General features: G+C 66.0%; 16 protein-coding genes. 9 read left to right on the top strand and 7 right to left on the bottom strand.

Annotated elements, in window-relative coordinates; all coding sequences use genetic code 11:
- Positions 1 to 2 precede the first annotated feature (2 nt).
- From RFA01S_RS08645 to RFA01S_RS08655, 3 genes are read right to left on the bottom strand one after another with little or no spacing between them, the layout of a single operon-like run.
- Positions 3 to 602 (bottom strand): histidine phosphatase family protein, encoded by a 600-nt coding sequence (locus RFA01S_RS08645; protein ID WP_032369198.1) that lies wholly within the window; start codon positions 600 to 602, stop codon positions 3 to 5.
- Positions 599 to 1,198, bottom strand: coding sequence for a histidine phosphatase family protein (locus RFA01S_RS08650; protein ID WP_032407257.1), 600 nt, complete (start codon positions 1,196 to 1,198; stop codon positions 599 to 601). Before RFA01S_RS08650 ends, RFA01S_RS08645 begins: the two co-directional genes overlap by 4 nt.
- Positions 1,199 to 1,237: 39 nt before the next feature.
- Positions 1,238 to 2,782, bottom strand: a complete 1,545-nt coding sequence (locus RFA01S_RS08655) for an AMP-binding protein (RefSeq protein ID WP_052053440.1) — start codon at positions 2,780 to 2,782, stop codon at positions 1,238 to 1,240.
- A gap of 161 nt (positions 2,783 to 2,943) precedes the next feature.
- Between RFA01S_RS08655 and RFA01S_RS08660 the strand changes: the two genes are divergently transcribed.
- Genes RFA01S_RS08660 through RFA01S_RS08685 form a run of 6 tightly spaced genes read left to right on the top strand, consistent with a single transcriptional unit; the run spans position 2,944 to position 9,299 of the window.
- The gene (locus RFA01S_RS08660) at positions 2,944 to 3,972 is read left to right on the top strand and encodes a thiamine pyrophosphate-dependent dehydrogenase E1 component subunit alpha (protein WP_230591693.1); all 1,029 of its coding nucleotides are present in this window, start codon (positions 2,944 to 2,946) and stop codon (positions 3,970 to 3,972) included.
- Positions 3,973 to 3,993: 21 nt separating this feature from the next.
- Positions 3,994 to 5,031: an alpha-ketoacid dehydrogenase subunit beta gene (locus RFA01S_RS08665; RefSeq protein ID WP_032381482.1), complete on the top strand. Its 1,038-nt coding sequence runs from the start codon at positions 3,994 to 3,996 to the stop codon at positions 5,029 to 5,031.
- Positions 5,032 to 5,034: 3 nt separating this feature from the next.
- Entirely contained in the window at positions 5,035 to 6,498 is a 1,464-nt protein-coding gene (locus RFA01S_RS08670; RefSeq protein WP_032369195.1) for a dihydrolipoamide acetyltransferase family protein, read from the top strand.
- A 5-nt stretch (positions 6,499 to 6,503) separates the two neighbouring features.
- On the top strand, positions 6,504 to 6,884 hold the full coding sequence (locus tag RFA01S_RS08675; protein WP_032407256.1) for a Zn-ribbon domain-containing OB-fold protein: 381 nt from the start codon (positions 6,504 to 6,506) through the stop codon (positions 6,882 to 6,884).
- The gene (locus RFA01S_RS08680) at positions 6,881 to 8,035 is read left to right on the top strand and encodes a thiolase family protein (protein WP_032407255.1); all 1,155 of its coding nucleotides are present in this window, start codon (positions 6,881 to 6,883) and stop codon (positions 8,033 to 8,035) included. Before RFA01S_RS08675 ends, RFA01S_RS08680 begins: the two co-directional genes overlap by 4 nt.
- A 13-nt stretch (positions 8,036 to 8,048) precedes the next feature.
- Positions 8,049 to 9,299, top strand: coding sequence for an acyl-CoA dehydrogenase family protein (locus RFA01S_RS08685; RefSeq protein WP_032407254.1), 1,251 nt, complete (start codon positions 8,049 to 8,051; stop codon positions 9,297 to 9,299).
- 6 nt (positions 9,300 to 9,305) lie between these two features.
- Here RFA01S_RS08685 and RFA01S_RS08690 read toward each other — a convergent pair whose 3' ends face one another.
- Genes RFA01S_RS08690 through RFA01S_RS08700 form a run of 3 tightly spaced genes read right to left on the bottom strand, consistent with a single transcriptional unit; the run spans position 9,306 to position 13,554 of the window.
- Entirely contained in the window at positions 9,306 to 10,391 is a 1,086-nt protein-coding gene (locus tag RFA01S_RS08690; RefSeq protein ID WP_238325106.1) for an acyl-CoA dehydrogenase family protein, read from the bottom strand.
- A complete protein-coding gene (locus RFA01S_RS08695) occupies positions 10,388 to 12,886 on the bottom strand; it encodes a putative PEP-binding protein (RefSeq protein ID WP_230598285.1) in 2,499 nt (832 codons plus the stop codon). The genes RFA01S_RS08690 and RFA01S_RS08695 overlap by 4 nt, the downstream gene beginning before the upstream one ends.
- Positions 12,887 to 12,927: 41 nt before the next feature.
- Complete coding sequence (locus RFA01S_RS08700; RefSeq protein WP_032407253.1) at positions 12,928 to 13,554, bottom strand: hypothetical protein; 627 nt, start codon at positions 13,552 to 13,554, stop codon at positions 12,928 to 12,930.
- A 242-nt stretch (positions 13,555 to 13,796) separates the two neighbouring features.
- Between RFA01S_RS08700 and RFA01S_RS08705 the strand changes: the two genes are divergently transcribed.
- A complete protein-coding gene (locus tag RFA01S_RS08705) occupies positions 13,797 to 15,239 on the top strand; it encodes an aldehyde dehydrogenase family protein (RefSeq protein WP_032369189.1) in 1,443 nt (480 codons plus the stop codon).
- A gap of 1 nt (position 15,240) precedes the next feature.
- Positions 15,241 to 15,714, top strand: a complete 474-nt coding sequence (locus tag RFA01S_RS08710; RefSeq protein ID WP_032369188.1) for a nuclear transport factor 2 family protein — start codon at positions 15,241 to 15,243, stop codon at positions 15,712 to 15,714.
- A gap of 21 nt (positions 15,715 to 15,735) precedes the next feature.
- Here the strand turns inward: RFA01S_RS08710 and RFA01S_RS08715 are convergent, their stop codons facing one another.
- Positions 15,736 to 16,224: a VOC family protein gene (locus RFA01S_RS08715; RefSeq protein WP_032407252.1), complete on the bottom strand. Its 489-nt coding sequence runs from the start codon at positions 16,222 to 16,224 to the stop codon at positions 15,736 to 15,738.
- A gap of 227 nt (positions 16,225 to 16,451) precedes the next feature.
- Between RFA01S_RS08715 and RFA01S_RS08725 the strand changes: the two genes are divergently transcribed.
- Complete coding sequence (locus tag RFA01S_RS08725) at positions 16,452 to 17,996, top strand: sugar ABC transporter ATP-binding protein (RefSeq protein WP_032381489.1); 1,545 nt, start codon at positions 16,452 to 16,454, stop codon at positions 17,994 to 17,996.
- The last annotated feature ends 3 nt before the right edge of the window (positions 17,997 to 17,999 follow it).

A 17,999-nucleotide genomic window follows, 5' to 3' on the forward strand; every position in this document is an offset into this window, starting at 1 on the left:
GCTCAGCGGAGATGACCCGTATCGTTGACCGATTCGATGACGAAGCGCTCCGAGCGCAGCACCGCGATGCGGCTCATCGACGTGTATCCGGGGTTGAAGAAGAACGGTGACGGCGCCTGCAGGATGTCGGACAACAGCGTGTTGATGGCACCGCCGTGCGAGGCCACCACGGTCAGCTGACCCGGTGCCCGCCGCGTCGCGTCGAGGACCGCAGCGCGCATTCGCTGCGCGACTTCGGCTTTGTCGTACTTCGGAACGAAATCCTCGAACCGGCCTTCGGCGAATGCTCGACCCTGAGGTGTGTCGGCGATGGCCTCCGGGGTGGCGTAACTGGTGCGGTCGCTGTCCCATTCCCGGAACCGCTCGTCGACGAGAACGTCGAGTCCGTGTGGTTCCGCCGCCAATAACGCCGTCTGGTGGGCGCGCTTGTAGTGACTCGACACCACCTGCGCCACCGGTTCCCCGCGCAGCCAGGCACCGAGGCGCTGGGCCTGGCCGTTTCCGGCGTCCCCGAGTCCGGGATCGGCCGCGCCCTCCTCTCCAGGAAGACCGTGCCGCACCAGAATCACCCGGCTCGCCGTGGCGAGCGTGTCCTGCGTCATGCGGTCACCGTGCCGCGCAGATGTGCGGTGTCGTTGAGGGAATCGACAACGATCACGCCGGAGTCCAACTTCTGCACGCGCGCGATCGAGGTGTATGCGGGGTTGTGCCAGAACGTCTTCGGCATCTCGAGGATGTCGGCGACGACGGCATTGATGATGCCGCCGTGCGCCACCACCACGACCCGCCCGGAGGGATACCGGTCGAAGACCTGATCGAGAGCCGACCGAGCGCGGGCGCGAAATTTCGGCAGATCGAGGGCAGGAACGTACTCCTCGAACCGGCCGTCGGCTACCGCGCGCAGTCGAGCATCGTCGGGCGCCATGTCCTCGACGGCCATGTAGTCCTCGGGGCTGATGTCGTCGTCCCACTCGCGTAGGTCCTCGATCACCAGATCGAGCTCCCGATCCAGGCCTGCCGCAAGCTCTTCCGCCGTCTGCCGGGCCCGAACCAGGGGACTGGAAACGATCGCGTCGATCTTCTCGTGTCGCAGCCACGTCGCGAGCTTGCGGGCATCCGCGATGCCTTCGGGGGACAACTCGGGATTGCGCACCCGCGATACGGGTCGGCCGTGTCGGACCAGAAGAACCTCGATCATGACTACCTTTCAGCGGAGCGGACTTCGGGAGTACCGGCGTCAGCCGGCGATCGTGCGTTCGGTGCTCCAATACGGAGCTCGCATGGCTTTCTTGTCGAGCTTGCCCATGGCGTTGCGGCTCAGTTCGTCGACCACGACGTAGTTCTTCGGGCATTTGTAGGAGGCCATCGAGTTTCTCGCGAAGCGGGCGAGTTCGTCCACGTCCAGCGAGGTGCCGGGCCGCGCCACCACAAGGGCCAGCAAGGCTTCGCCCAGGTCGTCGTTCGGCACGCCGATCACTGCGACTTCCTCGACGGCGGGGTACGTCGACAGAACTCGCTCGCTTTCTGCGGGATATAGGTTCACGCCACCGGAGACCACCATGTCGGCCACTCGATCGGTGATGAACACGTACCCGTCGTCGTCCACGTAACCGACGTCGCCGAGGGTTGCGACGCCCGGCAAAATGTAAGCAGCTGCTGTCTTTTCGGGATCGGCGTGGAAGACGACGCCGCGCTCGGGCGGGGTTCGGAACCCGAGCACCCCCACCTCTCCGCGGCCCAGCTCGACTCCGTCGGATCCGACGACGACGGCTTCGAACGGCGGGACCGCTCGGCCCACCGACCGTGGGTGCTCGAGCCACTCCATCGAGTCGATCTTGCACACCGACCCGATTTCGCTACCGCCGTACGACTCGACGAGTACCGGACCGAACCAGTCGATCATCGAACGCTTCACGTCCTGAGGGCACGCCGAACCCGTGTGCGCGACGTACTCCAGTGAGGAGACGTCGTGGCGCGAGCGGACGCGATCGTCGAGTCCCAGCAGACGCTGGAAGTGCGTGGGAACCATCAGTGTCGACGTGACCCGGTGACGGTCGATCAGCTCCAACGTGCGTTCGGCGTCGAAGCGGCCCATCACCACCACGGGCCGGCCGGAGAGCAGATGGCGTATCGCGGTCAACGGGCCGTTGTGCTGCAGCGGTCCGACGACGAGGTGGACGCCGGCGGGATAGCCGGACCGGGCGGACACCGCGTCGACGAAGTCCGCGGCGGTCTCGGCGGGAGCTGGCAACCAGCGCACCTGCGTACCCCGGGCGCGGCCGGTGGTGCCGGAGGTGTAGACCAGCGGTGGTCGGGCCGGGCGTTCGGGTGCAGGTGCCGACGCGGGCACGTCTACACTCGGCGCGACGAACTCGGACCAGTCGACGCCGCCGAAGGCGTCGGCATTGTGGATGATCACTGCCCGAAGGCCTACCTCGAGGCCCGCTTCGAGGGACGACATCAGACCGAGTGGCCCCGTCACCACCGCCACGGACCCGGAGTCCAGCAGCTGGTCGGCCATTTCATCGGGCTTGAGCTGTCGGGAGACGGCTACCGTACCGACACCGCGCCGGATCCCGGCTACGTGCGCCAGCAGAGTCTCGACGGTGTTCTCTCCGATCACCGCGACGCGTTCGTCCGAGTTCGGTGCGATGGCGATCAGTCTCTCGCCCAGGGCATCGACGGTGGTGGCGACGTCTATCCAGGTCATCGCTCTACGGTCGTCCACCAGAGCCAGGCCGTGCGGGTCGGCCGTCGCTCGGTCCCTGATCAGGTCGAGCATGGCTCACTCCTTCAACGGTCCGGTCCTCGGATGTGCAATAGTAACTTTATAGTGATTCTACTTACATTCGGCTACTGTTGCAGCCATACTGTAGAAGACGTAAACAAAGTCCCCGCCGTAATGCTCGTTGCATCGTTCGGACCAGAGAAGAGGTGTACGTGGTGACTTCGACCGCGACCGACCCAACCCGTGAGGCCGTCGAGCCCATCGGATCCAACGATCCGACACCGAGCCGGGAGATCCTGCTGGATTTGCACCGGCGCATGGTTCGGATCAGGCAATTCGAGACCGAGGCCGGCCGACTGATGGAAGGCGGCAAGCTGCCCGGGTTCCTGCACCTCTACGTCGGCCAGGAAGCCGTCGCAGCCGGTGCGATGAGCAACCTTCGGGACACCGATCAAATCTCCTCGACACACCGCGGACACGGTCACGCCGTCGCGAAGGGTGCACAGTTCCGCGAGATGTTCGCCGAACTCTTCGGCCGCGTCGACGGATATTGCAAGGGTCGTGGTGGCTCGATGCACATCAACGACCTGTCCATCGGAATGCTCGGCGCGAACGGCATCGTCGGCGGCGGTATCCCGATCGCCGTCGGGGCCGCGTTCGCCGCCAAGTACCGCGGCGAGGACTCCGTCGCCATCCCGTTCTTCGGTGACGGGGCCAGCAACATCGGCGCGTTCCACGAGGCCGCGAACATGGCCGGCATCCTCGAACTCCCGGTCGTATTCGTCTGCGAGAACAACGGATACGCGGAATTCACCGCACTGCGGGATCACATGAAGCTCGAGAACGTCGCCGATCGCGCACCGGCCTACGGATTTCCCAGCGAAATCTGCGACGGCATGGATGCGATCGCGGTGCGTGCCGCCGTCGGGCGTGCGGTCGAACGGGCCCGCAACGGCGGTGGACCCACTCTGGTGGAGGCCAAGACCTACCGCTACTACGACCACCAGGGCGTGAAGGGACTTCGCAAGACCTACCGCACTCAGGAAGAGGTCGAGGCGTGGAAGGAACGCGACGCCATCAAACTCCTCGAAGCCCGGGCCGTCTCGGAAGGCCTGGTGACCGAATCCGAGTTCGCCACCGTCTGGGCCGAAGTGGACGCGGACATCGCAGAATCCGTGAGCTTCGCCGAGGCCAGTCCATTCCCGGACGTGGCCGACTTCGCCCTCAACGTCTACAGCGACTGAAGAACCGAAAAGGCTGAAACGATGTCCACTGCAACAGAAACATCTCCGAACACGACCACTCCGGCCGAGTCCTCGACGGCTCGCGTCACCACTTATGTCAAGGCGTACAACGAGGCTGTCGCGCAAACCATGCGTGAGAACGAGGACGTCTTCGTCATCGGCGAGGACGTGGCCGGGTACGGCGGCGTCTTCCACATGTACGACGGGCTTCTCGACGAGTTCGGGCCGCGGCGCATGGTCGACACGCCGATCGCCGAGATGGGTCTCATCGGTCTCGGCGTCGGTGCGGCGGCGCGAGGGCTGCGTCCCGTCGTCGATATCATGTTCATGGACTTCCTGGCCGTCGCCCTCGACCAGGTGGTGAACCAGGCCGCCAAGATGAAGTTCATGTACGGCGGCGAGGTCAAGGTCCCGATGGTCATCGCGGTCGCCTACGGCGCAGGCGTGAGCGCGGGTGCGCAGCATTCGCAGTCGCTCGAAGCCTGGCTGGCCCACACCCCGGGACTGAAGGTGTTGATGCCGTCCAACGCGTACGACGCCAAGGGCCTGATGGTCTCCGCCGTACGCGACGACAATCCTGTCGTGTTCATGCTGAACAAGGTGCTCCTCGGAGCGCGCGCCGAGGTGCCGGAGGAGATCTACTCGATCCCCATCGGTCAGGCCGCGATTCCGCGTGAGGGTGACGACATCACCGTCGTCGCCTTCGGTCGCATGGTCACCGAGGCACTGAAGGCCGCTGACATTCTCGCCGAATCCGGAGTCTCGGTCGAGGTCGTGGACCCGCGATCGGTGCAGCCTCTCGACACCGCCACTATCGTGAAATCGGCCTCGAAGACCAACCGCATCCTCGTGGTACACGAGGCCGTCACGTTCGGTGGCATCGGTGCCGAAGTGGCCGCGCAGATCCAGGAAGAAGCGTTCGACTACCTCGACGCACCGGTCCTGCGTGTCGGCGCGCCGTTCACCCCCGTGCCGTTCAGCACCCCGCTCGAAAAGGCCTACGTGCCCGACGCCGACCGCATAGTCGCCGGAGCCCGCCGCCTGCTCGAAAGGAACTGAGAAGTGGCTCAGCAGATTGTGCTTCCGAAGCTGGGTCTCACCATGCAGGAAGGCGTCATCGGGGAATGGGTGGCCGAGGCGGGCCAGCGCATCGGCCTCGGTGACGTGCTCCTGCGTCTCGAGACCGACAAGGTCGATGTCGACGTGGAAGCCGAAGCCGAAGGTATTCTCGCCACCACCGCGAAGGCCGGCGACGTCCTTCCGGTCGGCGCGGTGATCGGCTGGCTCCTCGGTGAAGGAGAGCAGGCACCGAACGGGGCCGCCCCCGCGACGGACGCCGCCGCCGTCGACGACACCACATCGGCCGTGGCTCCCGCGGCAGCACCGGTTCCGGCCGACGGCACTCGACTCAAGTCGTCGCCGAACGCCCGTCGCGTCGCTGCGGCGTCGAACGTCGACCTCGCTGCCGTACGGGGCACCGGCCCCGGTGGGCGCATCGTTTCCGAAGACGTCGAGGAGTTCCTCGCCGCATCCCCGGCTCCCGCATCTGAGCTACCCGCATCTCCGGCACCCGCATCTCCGGCACCCCTGAGCGTGGCATCCGAGCCGACGATCATGTCCGAGTCCAGCGTCTCCGAGCCGAACAGTGCGGCCGAACAGTTCGTCGGCCCGCTGGTACGTCGCCGGGCCGCCGAGCTCGGTGTCGACCTGACCCAGCTCGTCGGCACCGGAATCGGTGGCCGCGTCACCACAGCCGACGTGGAGAACGCGGTTGCGCCACAGCAAGTTTCGACTGCCTCAGCGCCCAAGCCCGCACGTGTCTCCGGTCCGCAGCCCGGTGACGTCATTCCGCTCTCGGGTATGCGCGGCGCGATCGCCCGCAACATGGTCGACAGCCTCCACACCATGGCTCAGCTCACCCACGGTTACGAGGTGGACGTCACCGCGCTCGTCGCCGTTCGCGCACAACTCAAGACCGAAAGCGCGCAGACCGATTCGAGGCCGCCGAGTCTGAACGACTTCGTCGTCAAGGCTGCCGCTCTTGCGTTGCAACAGCATCCGGTGCTGAACGCCGGGATCGCCGACGACAAGGTGACACTGTTCGAGGAGATCAACATCGGAATCGCGGTCGCAGTAGACGGCGGACTCGTGGTTCCCGTTGTGCGCAATGCCGACGCTCTGTCGCTCGCCGTGATCGCCGGCCGCACCGCCGCGGTGGCCACCGCGGCTCGGACGGGCAAACTGGGGTTGACGGATATGGAGGGTGCGACGTTCTCGGTCAGCACACTCGGTGCCTACGGTGTCGACTTCTTCACCCCGGTGGTCAATCCGGGCAACGTGGCCATTCTCGGTGTCGGCCGGGTCAAGGACGGGTTCCGTTGGGAGGGGGAGACTCCGGTGCGGACGCAGGTCATGACCCTGAGCCTGACCTTCGATCACAGAGCGGTGGATGGCGCTCCCGCGGCGGAGTACCTGCGCACTCTCGGCACGATTCTGGCCCGGCCGCTGAGTTTGCTGGCCGGATAGCGCGCATGCTCGCGGTCGACGAAGCGCTCTTCGTGCAACTGGATCCACCTGTGCTGGCCGGAAGTGCGTGCGACGACTGCGAGGTCGTCGCGTTTCCGTCGGCGGCACGGTGCCCGGGGTGCGCCGGTACCGCGGTGTCGCGGCGCGCGCTTCCGACACGAGGGACGGTCTGGACCTGGACCACCCAGGCATTCGCGCCGAAGCCCCCGTTCGAGGAGCCCCCGTCGGGGTTCGAACGGTTCGTCGTCGGTTACGTGGATCTCGGCGACGTGCTGGTGGAGTCCCGCATCATCGGCGCTGTCGCGATAGGTGACCAGGTCGAATTGCGGTTGCTTTCGGTAAGCGACACCGAGGTCACGTTCGCCTTCGAGAAGGTCGAGCGATGAGCGACGACGGTATCTACATCATCGGGGCCGGCATGCACGCCTTCGGTCGGCACGACGGGGTCTCGGGCCTGGACATGGGTGAGTACGCGCTGCGCGCCGGCCTGGCCGACGCCGGACTCGAGTGGTCCGACGTCGACGCCGCCGTCGGGGGCAGCAACGTCTCTGGAAAGCCGGACTCGCTGGTCTCCCGTCTCGGGCTGACCGGAATCCCGTTCACCACTGTCAAGAACGGTTGTGCCACAGGGGGAGTGGCGCTGGCAACTGCCACCGACATGCTGACCGCACGCCGCGCGAACGTGGTGGCGGTGGTCGGCTTCGACAAACACCCGCGCGGTGCGTTCGCGTCGGACCCGGCCGCCTACGGTCTCGACGCCTGGTACGCCCGGACGGGCATGATGGTCACCACTCAGTACTTCGCGATGAAGACTCGTCGGTATTTCTACGAGCACGGGCTGGACGAGTCCGCGCTGGCTGCAGTGTCCGAGCGCGCCTTCGCCAACGGGGCGGCACATCCCATGGCGTGGCGGCGACAAGAACTCACCGCCGAGCAGGTCCGCGCATCCGCCATGGTCAACGACCCGCTCACGCGATACATGTTCTGTTCGCCGGGTGAGGGCGGTGTGGCACTCGTTCTCGCACGCGGCGACCGAGCACACGACCTGTGCGACAGACCGATTCGGCTTGCTGCGGTGGAGGTGCGCACCCGGCGGTCCGGATCGTTCGAGGTGTTCTCGCCATGGCTCTCTCCCCGTCCGATACACAGCCCGAGCATCGATGCGGCCGCGGCGGCGTTCGCCGCTGCCAGCCTTGAACCCGGCGACGTCCACGTGGCGCAGTTGCAGGACACGGACTCCGGCTCCGAGATCATTCACATGGCGGAGACAGGTCTGTGCGAGCACGGGGAGCAGGCGAAGTTGCTCGACTCCGGTGCCACACACCACGACGGCTCCATACCGATCAATACCGACGGCGGGTGCTTGGCGGGCGGCGAGCCGATAGGCGCGTCGGGGCTGCGTCAGGTACACGAGGTCGTGCGGCAATTGCAGGGCCGGGCAGAGGGCAATCAGGTGCCGGGCCGGCCGACGGTCGCTTTCACCCACGTCTACGGCGCACCCGGGTTGTCGGCGTGCACCGTCCTGACTGCGGAATGACGAAAGGTCCATTGTGACGACGGGTTTCGGTGACAACTTCGAACTGACCGACTTTCAGGCGGACGTGCGCTCGTGGCTGGGCTCGATCCTTCCGCCTCGACCGGCGCCGTCACCGCAGGACCGGCCCGACCTCGCCGTCTTCCGCAACTTGTCCGACGAGGACGAAATTTCGTTGCTCGACGCCGCCCGGCAGTACCGCAGACAACGGTTCGACGCCGGCTACGGCGCGGTTACCCTGTCCGTCGAGCACGGCGGTCGCGGACTGCCCGCGTCCTACGCCTCGGCCATAGCGCAGGCAGAGCGTGAATTCGACGTACCGCCGTCCACTGAACTGATCAGCGTCACAACGGGTCTCGTCGGACCTGCGGTGGCGATGTTCGGAAGTGACGATCAGCGGCGTGCCTACGCAAACCCGTTGCTCCGCACCGACCTCCTCGCGTGCCAGTTGTTCAGCGAGCCTGGTGCCGGATCGGACTTGGCGGCACTGGGGTGTCGCGGCGTCCGCCGCGGCGACGACTGGGTGTTCGACGGGCAGAAGGTGTGGTCTTCCGGAGCGCGCTTCGCCGATCTCGGGATGCTCCTGGCCCGCACCGATCCGGATGCACCGAAACACAAAGGCATCACGGCGTTTCTGGTTCCCCTCGACCTCGCGGGCGTCGATATTCGCCCGATTCGACAGATGAGTGGAGGATCCTCGTTCAACGAGGTGTTCCTCCACGAGGTTCGGGTGCCGGACAGCATGCGTCTCGGTGAGGTGGGTCAAGGGTGGAAGGTAGCCAATGCCACGCTGGCCTTCGAACGCACTGCCTCCGGATCGGTGACGCGCAAGAAGGGTGGCTCGGTGGCCGAATTGATCTCGCTGGCACAATCTCTCGGGGCCGCGAACGATCCGTTGGTACGGCAGAACCTCGCGGACGTGTACATCCGATCGGAACTGCGGGCGGCCACCGCAGATCGGGTTGCCCGCGCCGCTGCGGCGGGTGTTTCTCCCGGGCCGGCAGCATCGGTCGGCAAACTGATGGCGTCGGACGTTCTGGGCAAGATCGGCGAGATCGCGGCGGACCTGCTGGGTACCGAGATCACCGCTGCAGTCGACGACGACCGCTTCGCGTGGACCGAACACTTACTGGGAAGCCCGGGTTACCGGCTCGCAGGTGGTACCGATCAGATCCAGCGCAACGTCATCGGCGAGCGGGTTCTCGGGTTGCCCCCGGAGCCGCGGGAGAACCGCGACCAGCCGTGGTCCCAGCGCGACAAGCGCTGAACGCTGTCACCAGGCGAGAGAAGTGGCGAGCCGTTCCCGGTGGAACGCGGCCCCGCCGAAGAGCTGAGCGTCGGCGCGGGCTCGCCGAAAATACAGATGGCAGTGGTGTTCCCACGTGAAGCCGACACCTCCGTGCAGTTGTACGGCTTCGGCGGTCACGGTCCGGTAGGCGTCCGAACACCACGCCTGCGCCACCGCGCCTGCCTCGGTGAGGTTGGTGGCCTCGACCGCGCGAACCACTGCCGATCGGCAGGACTCCACGAGAATCAGCATGTCGGCGAGCGTGTGCTTGACGGCTTGGAAGCTGCCGATGGCCCGCCCGAACTGGCGTCGTTCCTGTGCGTAAGCGGCGGTGCGATCGAGGCTCACCTGAGCGCCACCGAGTTGCTCGGCGGCCAGCACGATGCAGGCCACGTCCAGCGCGGGGCCGACGGCAGCCGAGGCGCTTCCCCCGATTGTCAGCCGCCGGGCCGGTGTACTCGACAGGGTCAGTGCGGCCTGCGCTCGCGACAGGTCGAGAGTTCGCAGCGGTATGACCGCGGGTTTCGTTGCGGCAGTGTCCGCGACGAAGACGTCGGGACCGTCCGACGTGTGGGCTACGGCCACGAGCCACCGAGCTCCGGCGGCACCGAGGACAGCCGGTGCGTGGCCGGACAGAGACCACCCGGCACCAGTCTCGGTGGCGGTGAAAGTCTCGTGGCCGGGCGACCACCAGCCACGCCTGTCGAGTCCCGCGAACGCCGCCGGTCGGCCCTCGGCGATGTCCGTGATCACGTCGTCGGCACCGGCGGCGTGGACGAGCACCTGTCCGGCGAGGATCGTCGACAGTAACGGGATCGGAAGCAGTCCGGCACCGATTTCTTCGGCGGCCACGGCGAGTTCGGCCAGACCGCCGAGGCCGCCGCAGGATTCGGGCAGTCCCAAGCCGGCGACCCCGATCTGACCCGCCATGACCGACCATGCGTCGGCATCCCAACCCGGGCCCGCGGAATCGAGCGAGCGGCACAGATCGGGTCCACCGAGATCGGCCGCCGCACCACGCACAGCGGCGCGCAGGTCGTCGAGTTCCGTCGTCACGTCGGTTCTGCTCACTTACCGTCGAGAGCTGCGTGCGCAGCCGCCAATCGGGCCACGGGAACACGCCTGGGGGAACACGAGACGTAATGCAGCCCGACCGAATCGAGGAACGCGATGGACTCCGGGTCGCCTCCGTGCTCACCGCAGACGCCCAACTTGACGTCGGGGCGCACGGAGCGCGCATTGTCTGCGGCCAGGGAGACCAGGGCACCGACCCCGTCACGGTCGAGTACCGCGAACGGACTGTCGGTCAGCAGTCCGTGCTCGAGGTAGTGCGCGAGCATCGTCTTCTCGACGTCGTCTCGCGAGAATCCGTACGTCAGCTGGGTCAGATCGTTGGTGCCGAACGAGAGAAATTGCGCCTCGGCGGCCAATGGTGCCGCGAGCAGCGCAGCCCGCGGAGTCTCGATCATGCTGCCGACGAGATAGGGAACCGTGACCCCGGTGTCCGCGGCTACCGTCTCGGCGGCGCGGTGCACCTGTGCGATGGCCTCGGTCAGCTCCCCTGGCAGAGACACCAGCGGGATCATGACTTCGAGTGCAGGCGTGAGTCCCTCGGCATTCACCGTGACCCATGCGCGGAACAATGCTTCCGCCTGTGCGGGGTAGAGGCGGGTCTGCACCATGGCGAAGCGCACCCCGCGTAAACCGAGCATCGGGTTGGATTCGTGTGTGGCAGCAGCTCGTTCGGCCTGGGCATCGTCTCGGTAGTGCCCGTCCGACGGCAGAAATTCGTGCAGCGGTGCATCGAGGAGCCGGACGGTGATGGGCCTGTCGCCCACGACGCGCAGCAGTTCGGTGAAGTCCGATTGCTGAGCCGCCGTCAGAGCAGCGATCGCCTCGATCTCCTCGGCTTCGCTCTCGGCGAGAACGAGCCGCTGCACCAGCGGCAGTTGATCACCCAGGAATTGATGTTCGGTGCGGCACAGCCCGATTCCCTCGGCACCGAGACGGAACGCGGTCGCGGCGTCTTCGGCGTTGTCGGCGTTGGTGCGCACACCCAGTTCACGGATCTCGTCCGCCCACCCGAGTAACACCTCGAGCTCCGGCGATGGTTCCGCGGGCCGGATCGGCACGGCACCTGCGTAGACGTCGCCGGTTCGGCCGTTGACGGACACTGTGTCACCCTCGGACAGGGTGATGCCGTCGGACGTCACGGTGGCGGCACCGAGGTCGATGCGTAGTGTCGTCGCCCCGCACACGGCCGGACGGCCTGCGCCGCGCGCGACGACAGCCGCATGCGACGCCAATCCACCGTTGGACGTGATCACCGCGGTCGCGGCGAGCAGGGCGGGGACATCTGCCGGGCTGGTCTCCGACGCGACCAGGATGACGTTCTTGCCTTCGGCGGCGAGCCGGAGGGCCCGCTCGCTCGACAGGGCGATCTCGCCGATCGCTGCGCCCGGCGACGCGGGAAGACCATGGGCGAGTAGTTGTTCCCGGCCGCTGAGCGTGAGCTGGGCGTGGAGGAGGTCCTGCATCAGATCGGGTTCGAGCATGCGGACGGCCTCGCTGCGTCCGATCGACTGACCGGTGGCGAGATCGACGGCAAGATTGGTGACCGCACGTGGGCCCGGGTGTTCCAGCGCGCCGGCGCTGAGCAGTGCGAGTTGGCGGTCGCGGACCTCGAACTCCACTTCGGCGACCGCTCGGAGATGCGGCTCGAGCGTGGCGAAGATCTGGTCGAGAATCTGCACGCCACCGGGAGTGTGGGTGAGCGGTGCGCCCGGACCGGGGTTGGGGTCGGCCCGGCGAACTCCGAGATGAAAGACGCCGTGAGGCGCGTATTTTCCGCTCTCCAGGTCGCGACTGATCGCCGACCCGTATCCGGACTCGTCCCAGGAACCGAGCCGTAGGGCGCGAACGTGGAGAGCGATTCCCAGGTCGCCCGGCAAAGACAGGGCTTTGCGCGCCCGCTGTCCGCGTGGAGAGGCCCAGCGGGCGAGCATGGCTTTCGCGGCGAGGCCGAGCTGTTCGGCAGGATCCGTGGGAAACGCTGCACCGGTGGACTTCTCGATCAACTCGAGAAGAGCCGGTACGCGAGCGCGGCTGTCGGGGTGGTCGTCGTCGAGGTCATCGAGATCGTCGGTGTCGATCTCCAACGCGCCCTCGGCGACGAACCGAAGGTTGGCAGCCCAGGAGTCGTAGATGTCGCGCTCTCGTCCGATCACCTCGACGAGTGCGTCGATGTTGCGGCTCGACAGGCCGATGACCGAGATGGCGGGCGGCAGCGCGGACACTGCCACCGGAGCACTGCAGCGCAGATGCATCAACATGGGCCTGCGTTCGGTACGAACCTCGGGCCAGATTCCGCGGACTGCCAGCTTTTCGAGCAGATCGATTGCAGTGGAGGCGGTCTCGCGGTTCTCGAGTCCGGTACCGGACCCGATCGGCACGGTCAGCCCCGGCACCACCGGCAACCCGAGCGCCACGAGATTGTCCATCTCCACACCGTGAACACCCAGTACGTCGGCACCGAGTCCCCGGGCCCGGCCCTGACCGTATGGCACAGCCGCTCGTGTCGAAGCATGAATGACGTTGTCGGACACGGTCATTCTGGGCTACCGGATACAAGCTTCACTTCGAGGGCCTCGTCCTCGGCCCGGGTCATGCCCAGCATCATGAGAACGTGCTGATGCAGCCACATCCACACGGTGTGGTAACCGTCGGTCAGAGGCGACGTAAGAGACGCGGTGTCGCCGTTGTCGAAGCGCTCGAGCGCCACGACGAGTCGCTCGCGGTAGTCCAGGAGCGGGGGACACTGCTTGGCCGACCGGCGGAGCATCTTGGCCACGTCGGTGTGAATGTCTTCGAGCTGATCGCGGATCTTCGCGTCGTACTGCGCGTCCGAATGGTCGTTTGCGGAGCCGTCGGGGCGGCATTGCCATGCGGTGCACAGTTCGCGCAGGCGACGGTTGACCGGAAGGAAGACATGGAGCAGGTCGGTGACGGCCCTGGCCTCGTCGCTGCCCTCGGGGAGGCGAACCTGCGCTCCCGCGTGGGCGATACCGGCCTGTGTCGGCATGACGACGGGTCCCTTCGCGACGGCATCTCCGGCGTCGACCACTGCCTGCAGTTCGGGCGTGATCGGGCCGCGGACCATGCCCTTGACCACCAGATCGACCAACTCGCTCGTGACGACGGTCGGTGCGGACGTGTTGATCGCGAGGTCGTTCATGGTGTTCCTCGTTCTTCTCCGGTCCCTGTCGGGACGGTCATCGGCGAGTGATCTGGCACTCGCTGTCAGGGGACTGTGACGGTGCTCATAACCTACCCAATTAGTAGTGGATGTCAAGAAACAACAGCTAACTATGTACAGACTTGGTTCGACGTAGTTACTTGACAACAAGTCGTCTAACATCGATAGGGTGATTGTGATGGCCGCCACTCGGCCGAACAGCAGACGAAGTGAGGCTTCGAATGAACGACCGGCACGAGCTCTACATCGGCGGTAAATGGGTTCCGTCGTCAGGCGGTGGAACGATCGACGTGCTGGAAGCGGCAACGGGACAGCTGCTGGCCCGGGTACCGGCCGGCACCGAATCCGATGTCGACGACGCCGTCGCCGCAGCGCGTTCCGCCTTCGGCGAATGGTCCCAGTCGACGATCGCCGAACGCGTGAGAGTGCTGCGGCAGATCGCCGACGGGCTCGTCGAGCGTGAGACCGAGCTCGCCGAGATGATGGCGCGCGAAGTCGGTACGCCCATTGCGCGGTCGCGGACCGTGCAGGTCGGACTGGGCGTCACGATCTTCCGATCGATGGCCGACACCCTCGAGGGCATCTCGCTCGAGGAGCGCCGAGGTACGTCGCTGATCATCAAGGTGGGTATCGGCGTCGTCGGAGCGATCACCCCGTGGAACTACCCGCTCTATCAGCTGGCAGCCAAGGTGGCACCTGCGATCGCGGCTGGTTGCACCACCGTGGTCAAACCCAGCAGCGTCGCGCCGCTGGCGGCGTTCGTCGTCGCCGAGATCGCCCACTCGGCCGGGCTGCCGCCGGGCGTGCTGAACATCGTGACCGGTGCGGGCGGCCGGGTCGGGGAGCGATTGGCCGGCCATCCGGACGTCGACCTGGTGAGCCTCACCGGTTCGACTTCGGCCGGTGCCCGCGTCGGACAGGTAGCTGCAGCCGGAATCAAGAAAGTGACCTTGGAGCTCGGCGGCAAGTCCGCATTCATCGTCGCTCCCGACGCCGACCTGGACGCCGCGATCACCGCAGCAGTTCGGGGCTGCTACGTCAACAACGGTCAGACATGTACTGCCACCACACGATTGCTGGTTCCCGCCGAGCGCATCGACGAGGTGGAGAAGAAGCTGGTGGAACTCGTGGGGTCGCAGACGGTCGGCGACCCTCTCGACGAGTCGGTGGACATCGGACCGATGGCGTCGCAGGAACAGCAGCAGTCCGTGCTGAAACATCTGGCAGAGGTGCCGCAGGGCGCGGTCTTCCTGGTCGGTGGACCCGGCGACGTCCAGGGACTCGACGCGGATCTGCGATCGGGATTCTTCGTGCGCCCGACTGTGGTCTCCCGCGTGGACAACACGTCCGCGATCGCGCGCGAAGAGGTGTTCGGTCCCGTCCTCACCGTGATCACCTACGACGGCATCGACGACGCGGTCGAGATCGCGAACGACTCCGACTACGGACTCTCGGGAGCGGTGTTCGCCGGCGACGACGACGCCGCGATCGCCATCGCTCGCCGGTTGCGCACGGGCCAGGTCTCCGTCAACGGTGGCCGGTTCAACGCGGCCGCACCGTTCGGTGGCTTCAAGAAATCGGGAATCGGCCGTGAGCTCGGGCCGGACGGCCTCGACGAGTACTTCGAGACGGTTTCGCTGCAGCTGCCCGCGAAGGCGACGTGACATGAGTGCCGACGATCATCGGGAGATCACGAAGCTCATGGCCCGCTTCGCGCGCGGAATCGATCTGCGGGACTGGGCTATGTACCGGTCGGTGTTCACCGACGACATCGAGATCGACTACACGAGCTACCGCGCGGGCAACGGTGGTCCGTTCACGGCGGACGACTGGGTGCAGCGAGGGCGGATGCTCTTTCCGGGACTCGCAGCGTCGCAGCACTTTCTGTCCAATCTCGACATCACCGTCGACGGCGACAGCGGAACGGTCATCTCGTACGTGCGCGCGGAGCACGTGCTCCCCAACACGGACGGGGACGCGATGTTCACCATCGGCGGCTACTACACCGATTCGCTTCGGCGGGTCGACGGTGAGTGGAAGATCTGCAAGAAGCAACTGACGGTGCTGTGGAACTCGGGGAACCCGCAGATTCTGGCCATGGCCCGAGAACGTGCGGCCGCCTTGCTCGCAGACGTCTGACCGGTTCGGCACCGACCGCCGTCACAGGTCACGAACCGGGTCGGTGCCGTCCCAGTTCGTGGCGGCGTCGGCGACGCGACGGTACAACGCCAGAATGCTCGGCCGCGGTTCGTAGATCTCGACGAGATGTCCCAGTTCGCCGCGGGCATCGTGGAACGCAAAGTTGTTTCCGTTCGGCGTGGTCGAAGAAAACAGTGCGGGCCAGCCGCTTTCGGTGAAGATGCGTTGCTGCTCGGCGAACGAGTTCACCATGATCGCGACGTGGTGAACGCAATGTCGTGCCGTCGTGGTCTCCGCGAACTCCGGTGGAGTTGCCGCATGGGTCTGCACCAATTCGATCTGGGTGCGCCCCCACTGGCCGTAGGCCGAGGTGTGATCGAACGCTCCGGGGTTGTGCCGGACGAAGAACGGCCCTGCTCCGGTGCGGGACGAGAAGTCCGCGGCCGCCTCCCGTGCGTCATCGACCATGTAGGCGATCTGTACGACGCTGCCCAGCTGATACTCGCTCATGGGCTTCTCCTTCGGAGACCTCGGCCAACTTGGCATCGACTATAAATACTCCGCCGGCGCGGAAGGCCGGTTTCCGTGCCAACGCCACTCGAATGCGTTCTGTTTTGGCACGTCAGTGCACAAAACGAACTTCCTCGGAATGCTGGACTTATTCATGTACATAGTTGAGTATGACGTAGATAACAACAGCAGCATTCAAGTTACTCACCTCACGTAGGTAGGATTCCATGACAGATGCGCTGAGCATCAGCGGTCTCTCCAAGACCTTCGGCGGTCATCGGGCACTCGACGACGTCGAACTTCTCCTCGCACCCGGCGAGATCCGCGGACTGGTCGGACAGAACGGGTGCGGCAAGTCCACTCTCATCAAAGTGCTTGCCGGCTATCACGATCCAGACGACGGCGCATCGATTGCGGTCTGCGGTGACGAGCTGCATCTCGGCATTCCGGGCAGCGGCGAGGCGGCCGGTCTTCGCTTCGTTCACCAGGAACTCGGACTGGTCGAGAGCCTCGACGTGGTCGACAACCTCGCGCTCGGACACGGATACAAGACCACCGCCATCGGCACCATCGACTTCAAGGCGGAGCGTGCTCGGGCCAAGGCGGCTCTGGCCGAGCTGGGTGTCGACCTCGCCCTCGACAAGCTCGCCGGGGCGTTGACCATGAGCGAACGCACCATGCTGGCCATCGCCCGTGCGGTCCAGGATCGCTCGGGTGAGGCCCGTGTGCTGGTACTCGACGAACCCACCGCCAATCTCCCTGCTGCAGAGGCGGTCCGGTTGTTCGATCTGGTCCGTCGAATCCGCGACCGCGGGGTGGCCGTGCTGTTCGTCTCGCATCACCTGAACGAGATCTTCTCGCTCTGCGACAGTGTGACGGTCATGCGAGACGGCAAGATCGTGACCACGAGGGCCCTCGACGGTCTCGACGAATCCGGTCTCGTCGAACTGATGATCGGCCGCCGCGTCGAGGAGTTCCTCGCCGAGCCGGAGGAGACCACCGACTCCCTCGGTGACCCCGTTCTGCAGATCGTCGACTTGTCCTGTGGCGCAATGGAAGAATTCAGTTTCTCGATTCGTTCCGGTGAAGTACTCGGCATCGCCGGCATCACCGGCTCCGGTCGAGAGCAGATAGTGCCCGCGCTCTTCGGTGCGGAGACCCGCGGCGGCACGATTACCGTGGACGGGAAGACCGTCGAACAAGGTCGCCCGGACCTGGCGATGTCGGCGGGTATCGGCTGTGTGCCGGCCGAACGCCTGTCCAACGCAGCGTTCGCAACAGCGTCGTTGCGAGAGAACGTGTCGGTTGCCGATCCGTGGGGTTTCGCCAAGGGCGGTCTGGTGCGCGTCAAGCGTGAGAAATCCGATGTGGCGCACTGGCTCGAACGTCTCGGAGTGCGGCCCACGGGTGATACCGAACGACATCTGAGCACCCTCAGCGGCGGCAACCAACAGAAGGTCGTGCTCGCGCGGTGGCTGCGTCGCAATCCCCGAGTGCTTCTCCTCGACGAGCCCACACAGGGCGTCGACATCGGCGCGAAGGCCGACATTCACGCTCTTGTGGACGCCGCCGCTCAGGCCGGCGCAGCGGTACTGGTGGTGTCCACGGACCACGGCGAGCTCACCCGACTCTGCGACCGGGTGATCGTGCTGTCCGTCGGCCGTGTTGTCGACGAATTCTCGCGGCCCCGGATCGACCCCGATCGGCTGACCGCCTCCACGTTGAAGAAACCTGCTCCCGCCGCGTCCCTCGCCGGCACTCGGACTCGGTGAAAG

Source organism: Rhodococcoides fascians NBRC 12155 = LMG 3623 (genome assembly GCF_001894785.1).
GTDB classification, from domain to species: domain Bacteria; phylum Actinomycetota; class Actinomycetes; order Mycobacteriales; family Mycobacteriaceae; genus Rhodococcoides; species Rhodococcoides fascians.